This is a genomic window from Streptomyces sp. NRRL F-2664 (assembly GCF_000719345.1).
In the GTDB taxonomy this organism is placed as follows: domain Bacteria; phylum Actinomycetota; class Actinomycetes; order Streptomycetales; family Streptomycetaceae; genus Streptomyces.
The window spans coordinates 1-19,736 of the sequence record NZ_JOFX01000052.1; the positions used below are offsets into that span (position 1 = coordinate 1).

Below are 19,736 nucleotides of genomic sequence, written 5' to 3' on the forward strand. Positions count from 1 at the left end.
GTGGTGCTCGACACGTCACCCCCGTCCCAGGCAACCGGGATCGTCGTTCATACCTCTGTAAGGGGTGTAAGGGGGACCGATCGGTCCGGCCCCCGCTCCCCACCAGCCCCCCGCCCCCCGCGTGGTGCTCGACACGTCACCCCCGTCCCAGGCAACCGGGATCGTCGTTCATACCTCTGTAAGGGGTGTAAGGGGGACCGATCGGTCCGGCCCGCGCTCCGAGGTGAGCGCCGGAGAAGGAACGGGACAACAACCGTGCAGCATGACCAGCAAGACGACGGCAGCCCCATGACCACGGGCCGCCCTCGCCCCCGCCGCCTGCGCCTGCTTCTCATCAGCGGCGGTCTCGCACTCACCCTCGCCGGGGGCGCGGCAGCGTACAAGTTCGGGCTCTTCTCGGAGATAGGGGATCCGGTCTCCTTCGGCAAGGTCCAGGAGAAGACGGTGACCGCCTCCGAGGCGCTGCCGGAGGTGCTCATGCCCACCGGGCCCGCGGCCTCGTTCGTCCGGACCAGTCGCCTCCCCGACGGCACCCAGATCGGCAAGACCACCCTGACCGGCAAGAAGTCCGGCTTCACGGGTGACGTGTGGGTGTGGGTCCCCAAGGAGTACGACGACCCCAGGTACGCGCAGAGCGGCTTCCCGGTGCTGATCTCCCTGCCCGGCGGCCGCGGCTACCCGACGAACTACTGGGGCACCGGGCCCGGCCTCGGACTCCAGCAGGCGGTCAGCGACGGCGCCGCGTCGGGCAAGAGCCTGCCCTTCATCCTGATCATGCCGGTGACCAACGCGGACACGAAGCACCACTTCGACGGCTCGGACATCCCCGGTCAGCCCAAGATGGGCACCTGGATGGCCGATGACGTCCCCGCTTTCGCGAAGGCCAATTTCCGGACCTTCACCTCCCGCGACGGGTGGGCCTTCATGGGCTCCTCGGCCGGCGGGTTCAACGGCTTCAAGCAGCTCCTGAAGTACCCCGACCGGTTCAAGGCGGCCATCGCCAGCGGAACCGACATCGTCCCCGACTCCCCCCTGTGGAACGGGAACACGAAGGCCATGGACGAGAACAACCCCGAGAAGCTCGCCGCGAAGCTGATCGACGCCGGCGGTCCCGATGTCTACATCAACTTCCAGATCGGGACGAAGGAGACCGGCCGGGAGCAGGCCGAGAAGTTCATGAAGGAGTACGGCAAGGGTCCCGTGCACACCTCGCTCCAGGTGATCCAGGATGGTGAGCACAACGGAAAGTCGTACGTGCGCGGCATGAGGGAGGGCTCCCTGGAGTGGATCAGCAAGGTGATGAAGGGACCGACACCGGCACCGACACCCGCTCCCGGCGTGCGATGAGCACGGTGGCGAAGGGGGCGTCGGCGGCCGCCGCCGCGGGCGTCGCGGCGGTGTGCGCCATGGCCTTCATGAAGGCGCCCGGCGACCGGCCGGTGCTCCCCTTCCCCACTGTCGGTGTCCTCATGGCGGGGGGCGAGCACTGGTGCACCGCGAGCGTCGTCGACAGCCCGAAGGGCAATGTCGTCGCCACCGCCGCGCACTGCGTCGCGCCCGCCGGCGAGGACGGCGAACCCGGCGAGGTCGCCCACGACGGCCTGGCCATCGGCGAGCTCTCCTTCGCCCCGGCCTTCTCCGGCGAGGGCGACGGCACGGAGCCGCTGGGCGTGTGGAAGGTCAAGGCGATCCACGTCGACGAACGCTGGACCAGGTGGGGCGAGGACACCGCCGACTTCGCCTTCCTCACCATCGAGCCGGACGAGGACGGCCGCAGCGTGCAGGAGGCCGTCGGCGGCCGCGCCGAGGCGCCGCGTCCCGAGTGGACCTCCGGCTACGAGCGCGAGGTCACCGTCGTCGGCTACCCGGAGTCCGAGCACAACCCGCAGAACAGGCCCGTCTCCTGCACCACGCAGACCCGCCACGACGAGGACGACCCCGACATGCTCTACATGAGCTGCGCCGGCTTCTGGACGGGCACCAGCGGCAGCCCCTGGATCGCCGACCGGGGCGGGCCGGACCCCGCCGGGCACCTCATCGGGGTGCTGAGCGGCGGGGACACCGACGTGGACTCCACGGCCGCGCTGTTCGACGAGCGCGCGAAGGCGCTGTACGAGCGGGCCGCGCGGGGCTGAGCTGCCGCTCCCCGGCGCACGGCGGCGGCCGCTACTGCTTCTTCCTGCGCTCCGTGCTGACGATCACCACCACCGCCGCCACGACGATCGCGCCGCCGACGACGATGGGCCAGGTCAGGGCCTCGTCGAGGATCAGCGCGCCGAGCGCGACGGCGACCACCGGGTTGACGTACGCGTACGTGGCCACGAGCGACAGCGGTGCGGCCTGCAGGAGCCACACGTAGGCGGTGAAGGCGACGAGCGAGCCGAAGACGACCAGGTAGCCCAGGGCCAGCCAGGAGGCGGTGGAGAAGTCCGCCGGGTCCAGGCCGCGGTGTTCGCCGCGCAGCAGGCCGACGACCACGCCCGCGATCCCGCCGGCGATCATCTGGTAGGCGCTGCCCGTGAAGGGGTTGCCCGGCAGGGGCAGCTTCGACGCGGAGAACGAGCCCAGCGACCACAGCACCGACGCGACCACCACCAGCAGCACTCCCGAGAGCCGTACGGCGCCGCTGAGCCCGGGACTGGTCAGGACCGCGAGGCCGGCGAGGCCGACGAGCACCCCGGCCAGGGTGCGGCCGGGGGGCCGGTCGCCGGCGGCCGTGCGCAGCACCACCACCCACATGGGGACCGCGGCCACCAGCAGGGCGGCCAGACCGGACGGCACGGAGGTCTCCGCGAGGACGACCAGGCCGTTGCCGCCGAGGATCAGCAGCAGGCCGACCAGGACCGCCGAGGCGAGCTGCGCCCGGGTGGCCCGGAGCGCGGCCGTCCCGTGGCGCACGGCGACGACGGCGGCGAGCAGCACGCCGGCGGTCACGAAACGTGCTCCCGCGGACAGGAAGGGCGGCATCGTCTCGACGACGATGCGGATGCCGAGGTAGGTCGAGCCCCACACGACGTAGACGAGGGCCAGCGCGGTCCAGACCGCGCCGGTGATCCTGCCGTGCGGGGACCGTGGGCCTGCCGTCCACGGGTGTTGAGGTGGTCATGTCCGGATCCTAGGGTCGTCGGCCACGGCGGACATCGGGGAGTCCCGGCGTCTCAGTGCTTGAGCAGGTCGTTCAGCTCTCCGTACGGGAGGGCGTGCGCGAGCGCCCCGTACGTCCCACCGGTGGCCAACTCCTCTGCGGCCCGGCGGACCACGGCGTACGCGGCTTCGGCCACCCAGGAACCGAGGCTGACGCGGGCGACGCCGAGCGTGCCGAGGGCGGCGACGCTCGGGGCGCCGGGGCCGAGGAGGATGTTGAGGGGGGCGTCGATGCCCTTGGCCAGTTCGGTGATGGTGGCCGGGTCGAGGACGCCGGGTACGAAGATGCCGCAGGCTCCGGCCCGCAGGTACGCGGCGGCGCGGGCAAGGGTCTCGTCGAGGCGGGTGGCGGGATCGCCCAGGCCCCTGAGGTAGGTGTCGATCCGGGCGTTCAGGTAGAGCGGCACCCCGGCGGAGTCGGCCGCGGCGCGGGCGGCCGCGAGGCGCTCGGCCTGTTCGGCGGGGTCGCGGGTGCCGTCCTCGATGTTGATCCCGACCGCCCCGGCGTCGATGACGCCGGCGACGGTCTCGCCCACGGCGGCCGGGTCGGCGCCGAAGCCGCCTTCGATGTCGGCGGTGACGGGGACGGCGACGGCGGCGGTCACGCGGGCGATCAGGTCGAGGGCGCGGTCGCGGGCGAGGGCGTCGCCGTCCGGGGAACCGAGGGACCAGGCGACGCCGGCGCTGGTGGTGGCGACGGCGGAGGCGCCGCTCGCCTCCACGATGCGCGCCGTGGCGACGTCCCAGGCGTTCGCGAGGGCGAGAGGGGCGGAGGGGGTGTGCAGCGCGGTGAACGCGGTGGCTTTGGCGGCGAGGGTGGCGGGGTGGTTGCTCATGGGGTCAGTTGAGCAGACGGGGCGGGGTGGGGGCTCGCGGATTTCCGACGTTGCCCTTGCCCTTGCCCTTGCCGTGCGGTGCGGGTGCGGCGCCCGTTGCCCGGGGGCGCTGCCCCCGGGCCCCCGCGCCTCAAACGCCGGCGGGGCTGGTGGGGAAGGCGGGGTTGGTTGGGGCGGCGGGTTGGACGGGTGCGGCGCCGTTGCCGGGGGCGCTGCCCCCGGGCCCCCGCGCCTCAAACGCCGGCGGGGCTGGATGGGGTGGCAGGGCTGGAGGGGAGGGCGGGGCTGGAGGGGGCGGCGGGGCTGGAGGGGAGGGCCGATGTGGTGCCTGCGCCGCAGAGGGGGATGACCGCGGTGCGGCCCTGTAGGGGGTCGGTGGGGGCGGTGGGGGAGACGGCCGCCCAGCAGGCGGCGGCGGTCGGTTCGACGAAGAGGCCGCGGCGGGCCAGGTCGAGCTGGGCCTCGCGCAGCCGGGAGTCCGGGACCGTCAGGAAGGTGCCGCCGGACTCCCGTACCGCGGCCAGGATCTGGCGGGCGCGCGGGGGCGCGGGGATCGCGATCCCCTCGGCCACGGTCGGCCGCTGCTCCACCGGGGCGGCGTCCTGCGCGCCCGCCGCGAAGGCCTCCGCGAGCGGGGCCACCGCCTCCGACTGGACCGCGATCAGGGCCGGCGGCCGTACCCCGCGCCGAGCCAGCTCCCGCGTGGCCAGCGCGGCTCCGAGCAGCAGGGTGCCGTTGCCGACCGGGACGACCAGGGCCTCCGGCAGCCGCCGTCCCATGTCCTCCCACACCTCGTACACGTAGGTCTTCGTCCCGTGCAGGAAGTACGGGTTGAAGACGTGGCTGGCGTAGAAGACGCCGGGGGAGTCCGCCTCCTTGCGGGCGGCCAGCGCGGCGGCCTCGCGGCCGCCCGGGACGACGCGGACGACCGCGCCGTACGCCCGCATCCGATCGGTCTTCTTCGCCGACGTCCCGTCGGGCACGAAGACTTCGCAGTCGAGTCCGGCCCGGGCGCAGTACGCCGCCACCGACGTTCCCGCGTTGCCGCTGCTGTCGGCGACGACGCGCTGCGGGGCCAGCCGCCGGGCGAGTTCCACGAGCATCACGGAGCCCCGGTCCTTGAAGGACAGGGTGGGCATCAAGTAGTCGAGCTTGGCGTGGATCCGCTCCCCCAGCGGTACGAGCGGTGTGTGACCCTCCGCCAGGGAGAGCGAGAAGGCCCCGGGCAGGGGCAGCACCGGCCCGTACCGCCACAGCGAATGGGGTCCGGCGGAGGGTTCGAGCGCCGCGTCCGGGTCGGGCGTGAAATCGAGGTCCCAGGGGCCGCCGCACAGAGGGCACCCCCAAGGAGCGGTACGGACGTCGGCGCGTGTACCGTCCTCGGAGCAGACGTAACCGGGGGGTGCGTGCGTCATGTGCGGAGCGCCCTTTGCTCGGTCATGGCGGTCGTATGGCAGGGATGTTAACGCGGTCGTCGTCCTCCTGAGGGGCGCGACGAGGGCGGGTCAACCTTTCGGAGGCGGCCTGCCGTTGGACCGTCTGCGTTGTCATGGTCACGCTTGCGCGGCCCTGCTCCCCCCGCCATGCACCACCTACGAGGAGGACCCGTCACATGCCAGTGATGCGTCATACGCGCCGGAAGACCGCCGGCCTCAGCGCGGCCGCGGTCGCGGCGCTCGCGCTGGGCGCGGCCGCCGCACTGCCCGCCTCGGCCGTCGGCAGCGACGCGCGCGGCGTGGTCCAGAACGCCGGCGCTCCGGGGTCCGTGCCCAACAGCTACATCGTGACGCTGAAGGACAGCGGTCCCCGCTCGACCAGCACGAGCGGCAAGCTCGTCGCCAAGAAGTACGGCGCGAAGATCGACCGGACCTACAGCGCGGCCCTCAACGGCTACTCCGTCGAGGTGTCCCAGGCGCAGGCCGAGAAGCTCGCCGCCGACCCGGCGGTCGAGTCGGTCGTGCAGAACCGCACCTTCAAGGTCAGCGCCACCCAGCCGAACCCGCCGTCCTGGGGCCTGGACCGCGTCGACCAGCGCGCGCTGCCGCTGAACCAGGCCTACGCCTACCCCGACAAGGCGGGCGAGGGCGTCACGGCGTACGTCCTCGACACCGGTGTCCGCATCACCCACCAGGACTTCGGCGGCCGTGCCTCCTACGGCTACGACGCGATCGACAACGACTTCACCGCCCAGGACGGGCACGGCCACGGCACGCACGTCGCCGGTACCGTCGCAGGCGGCGCGTACGGCGTGGCGAAGAAGGCCAAGATCGTCGGCGTGCGCGTCCTGGACAGCACCGGCTCCGGTACGACCGCCCAGGTGGTCGCGGGCATCGACTGGGTGACCCGCAACGCCGTCAAGCCGGCCGTGGCCAACATGTCGCTCGGCGGCGGCGCGGACACCGCGCTCGACACGGCCGTCCGCAACTCCATAGCGTCCGGCATCACCTACGCCGTGGCAGCGGGCAACGAGTCGGCCAACGCCTCCACGAAGTCCCCGGCGCGCGTTGCCGAGGCCATCACCGTCGGCGCCACCACCAACACGGACGCCAGGGCCGGCTACTCCAACTACGGCCCGTCCCTGGACCTCTTCGCGCCGGGCTCCGCCATCACCTCCGCGTGGAGCACGGGCGACTACGCCACCCACACCATCAACGGCACCTCGATGGCCACCCCGCACGTCGCGGGCGCGGCCGCCGTCTACCTCTCGCAGAACCCGGCCAGCACGCCGGCCCAGGTGGCCACCGCGCTGATCGGGTCCGCCACCCCGGACAAGGTGACCGGCGGCGGTACCGGATCGCCGAACCGCCTGCTCCATGTCACCGCCCTGGGGCCGGTACCGGCGGGCAAGCGCTTCGAGAACACCACGGACCACGCGATCGAGGACCGCGCGACCGTGGAGTCCCCGGTCACCGTCAGCGGGGTCGTCGGCAACGCTCCGACGACGCTGAAGGTGCCGGTCGACATCAAGCACGCGTACATCGGTGACCTCAAGGTCGACCTCGTCGCACCCGACGGCACCGTCTACACGCTGCACAACCGCTCCGGCGGTGGCGCCGTCAACATCATCAGGACCTTCACCGTGAACGCCTCCGCCGAGGCGCCGAACGGCACGTGGAAGCTCCGGGTGCACGACAACGCCACCGGCGACACCGGGAAGATCGACTCCTGGGCGCTGCAGTTCTGAGGAGCGGGCCGGAGGCAGTGACCGGGATGTGAGGAAACAGCGGGGGCGACCGAGTGGCGGTCGCCCCCGCTGCGTACTATTCGCGCATCCGTTCGCGCCCTCCGCGGTGCCTGCCGGCGCCCCGCGGAAGCCCTTCGCCTCCCGGCGATGCCCTCTGCCACCTGCGATGGAGTCCGTTGTCTTGAGCATCCCGCCGAGTCCTCCTCCCGGACCGGGCCGCCCCTGGCCCCCGCGGCCCCCGCAGCCGGGATGGGGACCACCGCCGGGGTACGGGCCGCAGCCGCCGGCGCTCAACGGCTTCGCGCTCGCCTCCCTCCTGGCCGGGCTGCTGTGCTTCCCGCCGCTCGGCATCGCCTTCGGGGCGGCGGCGCTCGTGCAGATCGCGAAGAAGGGCGACCGGGGCAGGGCCCTGGCGATCACGGGCCTCGTGGTGTCCGTCCTGATGACCGGCGTGATGGTCTTCGCCGTCGGCCGCGTCACCGAGGCGGTCGGCGCCCGGCTCGACGGTCTGAGCGCGTACACGGAGGTCGAGGGCGAACTGCGCGACGTGGACGACATGAAGGCGGGCGACTGCTTCAACGTCCCGGGCGGGGACCTGTTCGAGGAGCAGCCGCTCCTCTACGCGGTGGACTGCTCCCGGGCGCACCACGGCGAGGTCACCGCGTCGAGGACGCTGGGAGCCGCGGACGCCCCGGGCGCGAGCGGTGCCGACCGGGCGGCGGAGGACGCCTGTTGGAAGGCCCAGGACGAGTACGCGATGGACACGTGGGCCCTGCCCGAGTTCGCGGAGATGTTCTACTTCGGACCGTCGCGGGAGTCCTGGCGGCAGGGGGACCGGAAGCTGCTCTGCGTGATCGGCACGACGGAGGAGGAGTGGCGCGGCAGCCTGCGCCGGGACGCCGGGATGCTCAGGCCCGAGCAGGCGGCCTTCCTGCGGGCGGCGAACGCCGTCGAGTTCGTTTTGAGCCGGCCGCCCGAGGGGGACGTGGACGACGCGCTCGGCCGGCACCAGGCGTGGGCGCGCGAGATGCACGCGGTGCTCGGCGAGGAGGCGAAGGTCCTCCAGCAGGACGCGGCCCGGCCGGGACTGGAGGCCGCCGCGCCGGCGCAGCTCAAGGAGATCGAGGTGGCCCGCGCGGCCTGGCAGCGGGCGTCCCAGGCGCGGACGGGGGTGGAGTTCGAGCGGCTGTGGGACCGGGCCCGGGCCGCGATGTCGCCGGAGACGGAGAAGGCGCTGCGCGGCGCGTACGGGCTGTCGACGCAGATCCCCCCGTGGCTGGAGGACGGTCCGGAGGGCACGGAGGACCCGACGGGCGAGGGCGGCAGGGGCCCTTCCTCCGAGGCGGTCTGACCTCGCCGGGACAACGCACGGCAGGGGGTTTGAGTGACCTGGCTTCATCACTTCGGGTGAAACTCTGGCCCTTGCTTGCGGTCTTCAACCGTCGGTTGCCAGTGTGTAGCTGTCTGTCAACCTGATGGGAGTGGCCAGTGACTTTCGGTGAGCAGCCGGCCTATCTTCGTGTGGCCGGGGATCTTCGACGGCAGATCGTCGACGGTTCTCTGCCCCCGCACGCCCGGCTCCCCTCCCAGGCCCGCATCCGCGAGGAGTACGGGGTCTCCGACACCGTGGCCCTGGAGGCACGCAAGGTCCTCATGGCGGAGGGCCTGGTCGAGGGCCGCTCCGGCTCCGGTACGTACGTGCGCGAGCAGCCGGTGCCGCGGCGGGTGGCCCGGTCCGGCTACCGCACGGGCGGTGCCTCGACGCCGTTCCGGCAGGAGCAGGCCGACTCCGGCGCGCGGGGGACGTGGGAGTCGAGCAGCGAACAGACCGGCGCGCCCGCGGAGATCGCCAAGAGGCTCGGCATCGAGCCGGGTGAGCGCGTGATGCGGACGCGCTACGTCTTCCGCGACGCGGGGGAGACGATGATGCTCTCCACCTCCTGGGAGCCGCTCGCCGTGACCGGGCGGACCCCCGTGATGCTGCCGGAGGAGGGCCCGCTGGGGGGCTCCGGAGTGGTCGACCGGATGGCCGCGATCGACGTCGTCGTCGACAACATGGTGGAGGAGGTCGGCGCGCGGCCCGGCCTGGCGGAGGAGATCCTCCTGCTCGGCGGGGTCCCGGGGCACGTCGTGCTGGTGATCGGCCGTACCTACTACGCCTCGGGCCGTGCGGTGGAAACGGCCGACGTCGTCGTCCCGGCGGACCGCTACCGCCTCTCCTACCACCTCCCGGTGCGTTAGGGAGGGTCCGCTCCCCGGCACCGCGCCCGCCCGCACTCCCTCGACGCAGCTGCCCCGCCCGCACTCCTTCGCCGTCGCCGCGCCCGCCTTCGCCGCGGTCGCCGTCCCGCCACGGGCCGGGCATGCGGGACCGTGGACCGGCGGGTTTCGGCGCGATGGTGATCGCCCCCGGCGCCCCCGACGTCCCGCTGGCGCCGGTCCGCCGACACGTCGGGGCGGGGCCTGGGCCGCCTATTTGCCGGCGGCAACCGCCCTGGTTCCGCACACGGGCAGGGCTCGGACGGTCGGCGCCCCCGAAGCTACCTGCGGGTATACCTGCCCGTAGGGAGGGCGGCCGGCGCACGGGCGCGCGTCCGGTGGTTCCCGCGCGCGGGTCCGGACCGGCGCGCACGGCGCACTCGTACGCATGGCCGGATGCGTACGCCTGTCAGGTATCTCTTCGTAAAAAACCGTATCCGCTCCGTAAAGGTCGGGCGTAAGGTCGGGCATATGCGCAATGCGGTTTCCCGGGCAGATACGTCGGCGGAGGGTGAAACGCGATGAACGACAGCGGTGCCCTGCTCCCGTGGCTGGTCATACGTCAGGACGACAACGGCAACCGCTACCGGGTGGGCCGGTACGCCACCCGGGCCGAGGCCCAGAAGGTCGCCGACAGTCTCGACGACCGAGGACACAAGCAGCTCTACTGGGTCGAGCGGATCGGCCAGACCGCCACGATGAACTGAGTCAGCAGCGCCCCAGGGCGCTGGCATAGGCTCCGCCCATGACGGTACGCGTGGTCGTGGGCGGAGCCCTTTGTCATGAGGGGCGCCTGCTGGCCGCCCGCCGCAGTGCGCCGCCGGAGCTCGCCGGGCGGTGGGAACTGCCGGGCGGGAAGGCCGAACCGGGTGAAACCGTCCCCGAGGCGCTGGTGCGCGAACTGCGCGAGGAACTCGGCGTGGAGGCCGAGCCGCTGGAGCGGATCCCGGGGGAGTGGCCGCTGAAGCCCGGGCTGGTGCTGCATGTGTGGACGGCGCGACTGCTGTCCGGTGTGCCTGCGCCGCTGGAGGACCACGACGAACTGCGGTGGCTCGCGCCGGAGGAACTGGAGTCGGTCGACTGGCTGGAGCAGGACCGCCCCGCCGTCGCCGAGGCCGGCCGCCGACTGCGTACGCAGGCAAGCCGGCGGGGGCGCGTGACCGGCGCACCCTAGTCCGTCTGTGCCACAGTGCGCCGGTGGTTCGGGATCGAGTGGTACGACGCCTGGAATATCGGGTATGTCGCTATTAATCCCTATCTCGTCCCTCTTTCGTTCCAGACGAACCGGACTGGGGTCGCTGCTGGCCCGGGAAGTGATCGGCGTGATCGACACAGACGGTGAGAGCGCCGAGTGGGCCTTCCCCGCAGAGCCCGGCGCCGTCCGCACCGCCCGCCACGCCGTACTCGGAACCCTGCACGAGTGGGGTCTCGAAGCCGTCGGCGACATCACCGTGCTGCTGGTCAGTGAGCTCGTCACCAATTCCCTCCGCTACGCTTCCGGCCCCATCGGCGTCCGGCTGATACGGCGCAATCCGGCCGCGGCAGGCGTCGGCGAGGCCCCCGCCGACAGCCCCGCGCTGATCGTGGAGATCTCCGATCCGCTTCCGGATCCGCCCCGCGAGCGGGAGGCCGACGCCGAGGACGAAGGGGGCCGCGGACTGCACCTCGTGGCCGTCTCCTCGCAGAGATGGGGAACCCGGCACGGGAAAACAGGGAAGACTGTGTGGTTCGAGTTGGCTCTTCCTGGTGAGTAACAAGGTGAGCGGTGGCGGGAGACCCCCCGCGGCCCTTCCGGCGGTGGCCGGAAAGGAGGTCGGGGAAGATCGCGCGACATGGCTCGAAATCATCGAGACCGTGCTGTGATCGTGAACGCCGTGCCGTCCGGGGTCGTGGTGCTGAATACTGCCGTCATGGCCGGTCCGGTTGCGGTGAGCTGGAGGGGACGGTCGCGTGAGCGAAATACCTGCGCAGGCACATCAGGCCGACGTGCCTCGGGAGACATGGCACGACGCCCTGTGGCACAGCAGTCCGCCTGGCTCGATATATGACTACATAAAGGTCGCATCCTTCTCGATCGGGCCCGACGGGTACATCGACCAGTGGAGCCTGCGCGCCGAAGAACTCTTCGGGCTGACGGCCGCCCAGACCGTGGGGCGCGACCCGGTCGACGCCTTCATGCCGCCCGAACTGCGCCCGGACGCCCACCGCAAGGTCGCCGAGATCCTCGACGGCAAGGAGTGGACCGGACTGATCCCCTTCCGGATCCCCGGAGGCAACGGCGCGCACGGCGTGGCCGAGATCTATGTGATGCCCACCCAGACCGAGACGGCGGAACGGGCCGCCCTCTGCGTCGTCGTCGACGTACGCGCGCTGCGCCGCATCGAATCCGACCTCGCCGCATCACAGGCCATATTCGGCCAATCTCCCTTCGGCTTCCTGCTCTTCGGTACGGACCTCACCGTGCAGCGGGCCAACCGCCGCTTCGCCACCGTCTTCGGCGGCTCCGCCGAGACGCACCGCGGGCGCACCGTCCACGACTACCTGCCGCCGCACGAGGCCGACCGGATGGCCGACGCCCTGCGCCGCGTCCTGGACACCGGCGAGGCGGTCACCGACCTGCGCATCACCGGAGCCACCCCGCGCAGCCGGGAGAACCGCCACTGGTCCATCAACCTCTACCGCGTCCACGGCGGCAGCGGCCGCCCCATCGGTGTCGCCGGCATCGGCACCGACGTCACCCGACGGCACCTCGCCGCCCGCGAGGCCGCCGGAGTACGGCGCAATCTCGCCCTGCTCAACGAGGCCGGGCACCGCATCGGGAACTCGCTCGACCTGGAGACCACCGCCCGGGAACTCCTCGACGTCACGGTCCCCGGCTTCTGCGACCTGGCAGCCGTCGACCTCTACCAGGGCCTGCTGCTCGGCGACGACGACCGGCCCGCTCGGCCGCAGGGGCCCGGCGTGCCGAGCCTGCCCGGCCAGGGCCCGGCCCGTACACCGTCCGCGCCGCTGCGCCGGGTGGCCTTCTCCTCCGCCGTGTCCGACGCCCCGCTGTCCGGCCCCGGCGCGCTGGTCGCGGTCGGCGACATCCACCGCTACCCCGCGGCCTCCCCGGGCGCGCTCGCCCTGCGCACGGCGCGGCCGCGGCTGATCGAGGGCGGCGGCCCGGAAGACCTCGTGCAGTCCACCCTGGTGGTGCCGATGGTCGCCCACGACACCGTCGTCGGACTCGCGCAGTTCTCCCGTACGAAGGGCAGCGAGCCCTTCGGCGAACGGGACCGGGCGGTGGCCGTCGAACTGGCCGCCCGGGCAGCCGTCTGCATCGACAACGCCCGCCTGTACCGGCGCGAGCACGAACGGGCCCTGATACTGCAACGCAGCCTCCTGCCCCCGGGCGACCCGGAGGCCGCCGGCCTGGACATCGCCTGCCGCTACCTGCCGGGCAACGCCGCCACCGAGGTCGGCGGCGACTGGTTCGACGTCATCGAACTGCCCGGGCACCGCACCGCACTGGTCGTCGGCGACGTCATGGGCCGGGGCCTGCGCGCGGCCGTCGCCATGGGCGAACTGCGCACCGCCGTGCGCACCCTGGCCCTGCTGGACCTCGAACCGGCGGAGGTGCTGACCGCGCTCGACGAGATCGCACGCGGGCTCGGCGCACCCGGCGGCTCCCAGCAGGCCTCCCGGGCGGCCCTGCACTCGCGGGACTCCGACCGCTCGGAGGTCTACCTCGCCACCTGCGTGTACGCGGTCTACGACCCGGTGACGCGGCGCTGCACCATCGCCAACGCCGGCCACATGCCGCCGGTCCTGGTGTCGCCGCACGACGCCGGGCCGGGCGAGGACCGCGAACCGGTGCCCGCCCTGCTGCTGGAGGTACCGCCCGGGCTGCCGCTCGGGGTGGGAGGGGAGCCCTTCGAGGAGGTCGAGGTCGAACTCCCCGAGGGAGCCCTGCTCGCCCTCTACACCGACGGGCTCGTGGAGTCGCGTGACCATCCGCTGGAGGAAGGCCTGCGCGGCCTGCGCGCGGCGCTCGCCGACCCGGTCCGCCCCCTGGAGGACGTCTGCGACCACGTCCTGAACACCCTGGACACCCGCCACGGCGAGGACGACATCGCCCTGCTGATGGCCAGGGTCCAGGGCCTGCCCATGGACGCCGTCGGGGACTGGCAGCTGCCCCGCGAGGCCCGGTCGGTGGGCCGGGCCCGGGAACTGGCCCGGGCCAAGCTGCCGGCGTGGGGACTGGAGGGGCTGCTCGACACCACCGAGCTCCTCGTCAGCGAACTCGTCACCAACGCCCTGCGCTACGGCGAGGGCGAGATCAGGCTGCGGCTGCTCCTGGACCGGACGCTGGTGTGCGAGGTGTGGGACGCGAACCTGGTCCAGCCCCGCCGGCGGCGCGCCCGGGACACCGACGAGGGCGGGCGGGGCCTGCAACTGGTGGGCATGCTGTCCGCCGGGTGGGGCACCCGGCGCACCCACCGCGGCAAGACCGTGTGGTTCGAACTCCCCCTTCCCGGCGCTGCGGAGGAGGGGGTCTCGGAACTCTCGGCCGAGCAGTTGCTGAACCTGTACGGCTGACCGGTCGCACGCCCCGGGACAGCCGGCCTAGGCCGGGCCGCCCTGTTTGAGGGCGGCCAGTCGGGCCTCGACCTCCGAGGCCCTGCCGAGGTCCTCCAGCGACTCGAACTGGGCGTCCAGGGAGGACGCGGCCAGTTCCTGCCTGCCCAGGGCCATCGCCTCCTCGCGCCGTACCTTCTCCTCGAAGCGGCTCAGGTCGCTCGTCGGGTCCATGACGTCGATGCTCTTCACCGCGTCCAGCATCGTGTTCTGCGCCTGGGCGCTGCGCGCCCTCGCCACCAGCTCGTCCCGCTTCGCCCGGAGATCCGTCAGCTTGGTCCGCATCGACTCCAGGCCCGCCGTGAGCCGGTCCACGACGGCCGTCTGCGCCGCGATCGTCGGCTCGGCCGTCCTCGCCTCCTTCTCCGACTGCAGCTGCCGCCCCAGCGCCACCTTCGCCAGATGGTCGAACCGGTCGGCCTCCGCGGTCGCCCCGGACGCCCTCAACTCGTCCGCCTTCCGGCTGGCGGCCAACGCCTTGGAGCCCCATTCGGCGGCCGCGTCCACGTCCTCCTGGTGGTCCGCCTCCAGCATCCTCAGGTTGCCGATCGTCGTCGCGACCGCCTGGTCGGCCTCCGAAATGTTGTTGGCGTAGTCCCGGATCAGCTGGTCCAGCATCCTCTGCGGGTCCTCCGCCTGGTCCAGCAGTGCGTTGATGTTGGCCTTGGCGAGCTGGGTGACGCGGCCGAGGATCGTCTGCTTGCTCATGATGGGCCTCTCCTGTGAGCGATGGTCCGTCCGACTGCGCAGCCGCGCCCCGGGCCGTTCAGAAGCGGCCGCCGCCGCCCATGCGGCCGCGGGTGCTGCCGCCCCCGAAGGAGCCGGGACCGCTGCCCCCGCCTCCGCCGAAACCCCCGCCGAAACCCCCGCCGAAGCCGCCGCCCCGCCCGCCACCGAGCCCGCCCCGCAGGATCTCGCCGAGGATGATCCCGCCCAGCACGGCGCCGCCCTGCCCGCCCGGACGGCCCGCGTACGGGTCCTGGTACGCCCGCACGTCCTGCTCCGCCAGCTGCTGCGCCTGCCGCGCGAGGGTGTCCGCCTGCCGGGCCTCCGCCAGCGCCGCCGACGGGTCCCCCGCCGCCAGCGCCTGCGCCCGCTCCAGCCGCCTGTCCGCCTCCGCCAGCCGGGTACGTGCCTGGCTGCCCACCGCGCCCCGGCTGGTGGTGATGTAGTCCGTCGCCGCACCGATCGCACTGCGCGCCGACAGCAGGGCCCGGTCCAGGAGGGCCGCGGCGCGCTGCCGCCCCGACTCCCGCTCCCGGGCCCCGGCCAGGGCCTCGTCCAGGGCCGCGTCGGCCTCCTCCACCCGGCGCAGGGCGTCGATCGGGTCGTACCGGCCGGCCGCCTCCTCCCGCCGCACGTCGGCCAGTACGGACTCGGCCCGGCCGATGCGCCCCCGCAGGTCGGCCGTCGAGGTGCCCTCCGGGGTGCCGGTCAGCAGCCCGCGGGCGTCCGCGAGATCGGTCTGCGTCTCCGTCAGCGCGCCCGGCAGTTTCCCCGCGGCCTGCGCCAGCTCCTGCGCCCGCCGCTCGACCGCGTCCATCAGGGTCGCCGCCTGGTCCACCGCGCCCTCGGCGGACCGTACGTGCACGGCCGCCGTACCGCCCCGGCCGGCGTCGACGGCCGCATGGGCCAGGCCCAGGCTGGTCGCCGCGAACAGCAGCCGGTCCTTCGCCTGTCCGGGGTTGGAGGAGACCGGCGCCGAGGCGGAGTCGGCGTACCGCCGGGTCAGCGCGGTCAGTGTCGCCTCGGCGGTGGTGGTGCGCCCGGTCAGCTCCAGGTACCGCCCTTCCACGGCCGCCAGGGCCTGCGGGGCGTTCCTCTCCAGGTCCCGCAGCCGGTCGAAGTCCGCCGCCTGGGCGTCGAGCCGCCGGTTCGCCTCCGTGCACCGGGCCACGATCTCGTCCAGCATCCGGCGCCGGGCCGCGTCGTCCTCCGGGTAGGCGTCGTCGAGCTGCTGGCGCAGCCGGAAGGCGCGCGTCAGCTCGCCCTTGGCGAACTCCACGGCCGTCGTGAAGGGGGCGGCCGCCTCCTCGCCGAACTGCGCGACGGCGAAGCCGAGTTCCTCCGCGCTGGTGCGGACCGCGTCGTCCGTCTCCACCAGCAGGGACGTCGCCCGGCCGTCCAGTTCCGGCAGCGGCAGGCGGTCCGGGGCCCCCTCCGGCCAGCCCGGCCCGGTCGTCGCGCCGCGGCCGCCGGCCGCGGCGTCCCCGCGCCTGCGGCGCCGGTACGCGTACACGCCGAGCGCCCCTGCCGCACCGACCGCGACCACCGGGAGTACGAAGTCCCCCGCGCCGCCGCCGTCGCCCCCGCCGCCGGGGTCGGGCGGGCCGGGCGTGAGGGTCGGCGCCGGTACCGGCTGCCCGCCGAGAACCGCGTTGTAGCCGTTCGCCGCGCCGATCGCCGCGCCCGCCCAGTCGTTCTGCCGCAGGGCCGGCTCGATGGCGGTCCGTGCCACCTCGGCCAGCTGCCCCTCGGTGAAACCGGAGTCGACAGCGGCCGAGTAGGCGTACTGTCGGGCGCCCGTCGCGACCGCCAGCAGGACGTCGTCCCGGCCGAGGCCGTTGCGTTCCGCGGTGGCGTCCGCCCAGCTCTGCGCGGAGCGCCCGGAGAAGTCCCGTACGTACGCCACGAAGAGCTGGATGCTCCGGTCGGCGTACAGCTCGTCGAGGGCCGCGGTGACGGCGGGCCGGCGGTCGCCGAGGGCACCGACGAGGTCGGTGACCTGCCCCTGCTGCGACAGCGTGACGGGGTCCTCCGCCCGCGCGCCGGGTGCCTGGACGACGCCCCAGCCGCCGAGCGCCAGCAGCCCGGCGGCCAGGGCCATACCGGCCCGTGCCAGGGCCCTGCTGTGCGGCTCGGTTCTCGGCGGCATCACATGTCGGAGGCTAGGGGCGCCACACCCCGCCCGCATCCCGAGGAGCGGACGGTGCCCGGCGCTCGAAGCCCCCGCCCTGCCCGTGGCCCGGGATCCTCGTGCGCGGGACCCCGGGCGCGGCTCAGGGCTTGCGGCGGCCGATCCGGTTGCCGAGCCACACCAGCGGGTCGTACTTGCGGTCCACCGCCCGCTCCTTCAACGGGATCAGCGCATTGTCGGTGATCCTGATGCCCTCGGGGCAGACCTCCGTGCAGCACTTGGTGATGTTGCAGTAGCCGAGTCCGTGCTCCTCCTGTGCGCTCCGCTTGCGGTCCAGCCCCACGTCCGAGGCGGCGTCCAGCGGATGCATGTCCAGCTCCGCCACCCGCATCAGGAAGCGCGGCCCGGCGAAGGCACCCTTGTTCTCCTCGTGGTCGCGCACCACGTGGCAGGTGTCCTGGCACAGGAAGCACTCGATGCACTTGCGGAACTCCTGCGAGCGCTCCACGTCGATCTGCTGCATCCGGTACGCGCCCGGGGCCACACCTTCCGGAGGCACGAAGGCCGGCACCTCCCGCGCCTTGTGGTAGTTGAAGGACACGTCCGTGACCAGGTCCCGGACCACCGGGAAGGCGCGCAGCGGCGTGATCGTGATCGTCTCGGTCCGCTCGAAGGTGGACATGCGCGTCATGCACATCAGCCGCGGCCGCCCGTTGACCTCCGCGCTGCACGAGCCGCACTTGCCCGCCTTGCAGTTCCAGCGCACCGCCAGGTCGGGGGCCTGGGTGGCCTGGAGCCGGTGGACGATGTCCAGGACCACCTCGCCGTCGTGCACCTCGACCGTGAAGTCCCCGAGCGACCCGCCCTGCGCGTCGCCCCGCCAGATCCGGAAGCTCGCGTCGTACGTACTCATTCGTACAGCTCCTCTTCGGCGAGGTACTTGACCAGCTCTTCCTTGTCGAACAGGGCGAGCAGGTCGGGGCGGATGGGCTCGGTACGGGTCCGGACCAGCTCGATACGGTCGGCCGCCGGGTCCGCCGGCACGGGATCCACCGGCCGGCACAGCAGGTTCACCGGGCGCCAGGCCCGCTCCATCGCCGGGCAGTCCTCGCGGGTGTGCCCGCCCCGGCTCTCGGTGCGCTCCAGGGCCGCGCGGGCCACGCATTCGCTGACCAGCAGCATGTTGCGCAGGTCCAGGGCCAGGTGCCAGCCCGGGTTGAACTGCCGGTGCCCCTCCACGCCCGCGCGGGAGGCCCGGACCCGCAGGGCGGCGAGCCGCTCCAGAGCCTCGGCCATCTCGCCCTCGCGGCGGATGATGCCGACGAGGTCGTTCATGGTCGTCTGGAGCTCCTGGTGCAGGGTGTACGGGTTCTCCGCGCCCTCGGCGGCGTGGAACGGCGCCAGCGCCTCCGCGGCGGCCGCGTCGATCTCCGCCGGGGAGACGGCCGGACGTCCGGCGGGGGAGGCGTCGTCCTGCGCGCCGTACCCGGCGGCGTACTGGGCGGCGTGCAGGCCGGCCCGCCGTCCGAAGACGAGCAGGTCGGAGAGGGAGTTCCCGCCGAGCCGGTTCGAGCCGTGCATCCCGCCGGCGACCTCGCCCGCCGCGAACAGCCCCGGTACCCCGAGGGTGGCGGCGGATTCGGAGTCCACCGCGATCCCGCCCATCACGTAGTGGCAGGTGGGGCCCACCTCCATGGGCTCCGCCGTGATGTCCACGTCCGCCAGCTCCTTGAACTGGTGGTACATGGAGGGCAGTCGCCGCCGGATCCGCTCGGCGGGCATCCGCGTGGACACGTCGAGGAACACCCCGCCGTGCGGGGAGCCGCGCCCGGCCTTGACCTCGGCATTGATGGCCCGGGCCACCTCGTCGCGGGGCAGCAGCTCGGGCGGGCGCCGGTTGTGGTCGGGGTCCTCGTACCAGCGGTCGCCCTCCTCCTCCGACTCCGCGTACTTCTCCTTGAAGACGTCGGGGACGTAGTCGAACATGAACCGCCTGCCCTCGGAGTTGCGCAGCACCCCGCCGTCACCGCGCACGGACTCGGTGACGAGGATCCCTTTCACCGACGGCGGCCAGACCATGCCGGTCGGGTGGAACTGCACGAACTCCATGTTGAGCAGGGGCGCACCCGCGAGCAGGGCCAGCGCGTGGCCGTCGCCGGTGTACTCCCAGGAGTTGGAGGTGGTCTTGAAGGACTTGCCGATGCCGCCGGTGGCCAGCACGACGGCCGGGGCCTCCAGGACGAAGAAGCGGCCCGACTCGCGTTCGTAGCAGAAGGCCCCCGAGACCCTCGGTCCGTCCTTCAGGACGCGGGTGACCGTGCACTCCTGGAAGACCTTCAGCCGGGCTTCGTAGTCCCCGAACTCCGCGAAGTCCGCCTGCTGGAGGGCGACGACCTTCTGCTGGAGGGTGCGGATCAGCTCCAGGCCGGTGCGGTCGCCGACGTGCGCCAGGCGGGGGTACTCGTGTCCGCCGAAGTTGCGTTGGGAGATCCGCCCGTCGGGCGTGCGGTCGAAGAGCGCGCCCCAGGTCTCCAGCTCCCAGACCCGGTCGGGGGCCTCCTTGGCGTGGAGTTCCGCCATCCGCCACTGGTTGAGGAACTTCCCCCCGCGCATGGTGTCGCGGAAGTGGACCTGCCAGTTGTCGCCCTCGTTGACGTTGCCCATGGAGGCGGCGATGCCGCCCTCGGCCATCACCGTATGGGCCTTGCCGAACAGGGACTTGCAGATCACGGCGGTACGGGCGCCCCGCTCGCGGGCCTCGATCGCGGCCCGCAGCCCGGCACCGCCCGCCCCGACCACGACGACGTCCCACTGCTGCCGTTCCACTTGGGTCATC

At 73.0% G+C, this 19,736-nt stretch carries 16 protein-coding genes; 9 read left to right on the plus strand and 7 right to left on the minus strand.

Going from position 1 to position 19,736, the window contains the following annotated elements; all coding sequences use genetic code 11:
• Nucleotides 1-255 precede the first annotated feature (255 nt).
• Complete coding sequence (locus tag IF89_RS0131085; protein ID WP_030775112.1) at nt 256-1,347, plus strand: alpha/beta hydrolase; 1,092 nt, start codon at nt 256-258, stop codon at nt 1,345-1,347.
• Nucleotides 1,344-2,135 (plus strand): trypsin-like serine peptidase, encoded by a 792-nt coding sequence (locus IF89_RS0131090; RefSeq protein ID WP_030775113.1) that lies wholly within the window; start codon nt 1,344-1,346, stop codon nt 2,133-2,135. The genes IF89_RS0131085 and IF89_RS0131090 overlap by 4 nt, the downstream gene beginning before the upstream one ends.
• 31 nt (nt 2,136-2,166) lie before the next feature.
• Here the strand turns inward: IF89_RS0131090 and IF89_RS0131095 are convergent, their stop codons facing one another.
• The 3 genes from IF89_RS0131095 to IF89_RS0131105 form a co-directional block, all read right to left on the minus strand.
• Entirely contained in the window at nt 2,167-3,012 is an 846-nt protein-coding gene (locus tag IF89_RS0131095) for an EamA family transporter (RefSeq protein WP_324605378.1), read from the minus strand.
• 146 nt (nt 3,013-3,158) lie between these two features.
• Nucleotides 3,159-3,980 (minus strand): isocitrate lyase/PEP mutase family protein, encoded by an 822-nt coding sequence (locus IF89_RS0131100; protein ID WP_030775117.1) that lies wholly within the window; start codon nt 3,978-3,980, stop codon nt 3,159-3,161.
• Between the two features lie 233 nt (nt 3,981-4,213).
• Complete coding sequence (locus IF89_RS0131105; protein ID WP_051807873.1) at nt 4,214-5,395, minus strand: threonine synthase; 1,182 nt, start codon at nt 5,393-5,395, stop codon at nt 4,214-4,216.
• Nucleotides 5,396-5,592: 197 nt separating this feature from the next.
• Here IF89_RS0131105 and IF89_RS0131110 point away from each other — a divergent pair, with 197 nt between their 5' ends.
• The 7 genes from IF89_RS0131110 to IF89_RS0131140 all read left to right on the plus strand — a co-directional run bounded on the left by IF89_RS0131110 (nt 5,593) and on the right by IF89_RS0131140 (nt 14,004).
• Nucleotides 5,593-7,164: a S8 family peptidase gene (locus tag IF89_RS0131110; RefSeq protein ID WP_030775121.1), complete on the plus strand. Its 1,572-nt coding sequence runs from the start codon at nt 5,593-5,595 to the stop codon at nt 7,162-7,164.
• Nucleotides 7,165-7,345: 181 nt separating this feature from the next.
• Nucleotides 7,346-8,515 (plus strand): DUF4190 domain-containing protein, encoded by a 1,170-nt coding sequence (locus IF89_RS0131115; protein ID WP_030775123.1) that lies wholly within the window; start codon nt 7,346-7,348, stop codon nt 8,513-8,515.
• 137 nt (nt 8,516-8,652) lie between these two features.
• The gene (locus IF89_RS0131120) at nt 8,653-9,405 is read left to right on the plus strand and encodes a GntR family transcriptional regulator (protein WP_030775124.1); all 753 of its coding nucleotides are present in this window, start codon (nt 8,653-8,655) and stop codon (nt 9,403-9,405) included.
• A gap of 539 nt (nt 9,406-9,944) precedes the next feature.
• Nucleotides 9,945-10,130, plus strand: coding sequence for an SPOR domain-containing protein (locus tag IF89_RS0131125; protein WP_030664389.1), 186 nt, complete (start codon nt 9,945-9,947; stop codon nt 10,128-10,130).
• Nucleotides 10,131-10,168: 38 nt separating this feature from the next.
• Nucleotides 10,169-10,597: a (deoxy)nucleoside triphosphate pyrophosphohydrolase gene (locus IF89_RS0131130; RefSeq protein WP_030775127.1), complete on the plus strand. Its 429-nt coding sequence runs from the start codon at nt 10,169-10,171 to the stop codon at nt 10,595-10,597.
• A 139-nt stretch (nt 10,598-10,736) separates the two neighbouring features.
• Nucleotides 10,737-11,177 carry an ATP-binding protein gene (locus tag IF89_RS0131135; RefSeq protein WP_030775128.1) on the plus strand — a complete coding sequence of 147 codons (441 nt, stop codon included), beginning with the start codon at nt 10,737-10,739 and terminating at the stop codon, nt 11,175-11,177.
• 196 nt (nt 11,178-11,373) lie between these two features.
• Nucleotides 11,374-14,004, plus strand: coding sequence for a SpoIIE family protein phosphatase (locus tag IF89_RS0131140; protein WP_199820587.1), 2,631 nt, complete (start codon nt 11,374-11,376; stop codon nt 14,002-14,004).
• 27 nt (nt 14,005-14,031) lie between these two features.
• On the opposite strand, the gene IF89_RS0131145 is transcribed toward IF89_RS0131140, so the two are convergent.
• The 4 genes from IF89_RS0131145 to IF89_RS0131160 all read right to left on the minus strand — a co-directional run bounded on the left by IF89_RS0131145 (nt 14,032) and on the right by IF89_RS0131160 (nt 19,735).
• Nucleotides 14,032-14,751 carry a PspA/IM30 family protein gene (locus IF89_RS0131145; protein ID WP_030775132.1) on the minus strand — a complete coding sequence of 240 codons (720 nt, stop codon included), beginning with the start codon at nt 14,749-14,751 and terminating at the stop codon, nt 14,032-14,034.
• 58 nt (nt 14,752-14,809) lie between these two features.
• Complete coding sequence (locus tag IF89_RS0131150; RefSeq protein WP_420706985.1) at nt 14,810-16,918, minus strand: TPM domain-containing protein; 2,109 nt, start codon at nt 16,916-16,918, stop codon at nt 14,810-14,812.
• Nucleotides 16,919-17,042: 124 nt separating this feature from the next.
• Nucleotides 17,043-17,813 carry a succinate dehydrogenase/fumarate reductase iron-sulfur subunit gene (locus IF89_RS0131155; RefSeq protein WP_030775137.1) on the minus strand — a complete coding sequence of 257 codons (771 nt, stop codon included), beginning with the start codon at nt 17,811-17,813 and terminating at the stop codon, nt 17,043-17,045.
• On the minus strand, nt 17,810-19,735 hold the full coding sequence (locus tag IF89_RS0131160) for a fumarate reductase/succinate dehydrogenase flavoprotein subunit (RefSeq protein WP_030775138.1): 1,926 nt from the start codon (nt 19,733-19,735) through the stop codon (nt 17,810-17,812). Before IF89_RS0131160 ends, IF89_RS0131155 begins: the two co-directional genes overlap by 4 nt.
• Nucleotide 19,736: the final 1 nt, after the last annotated feature.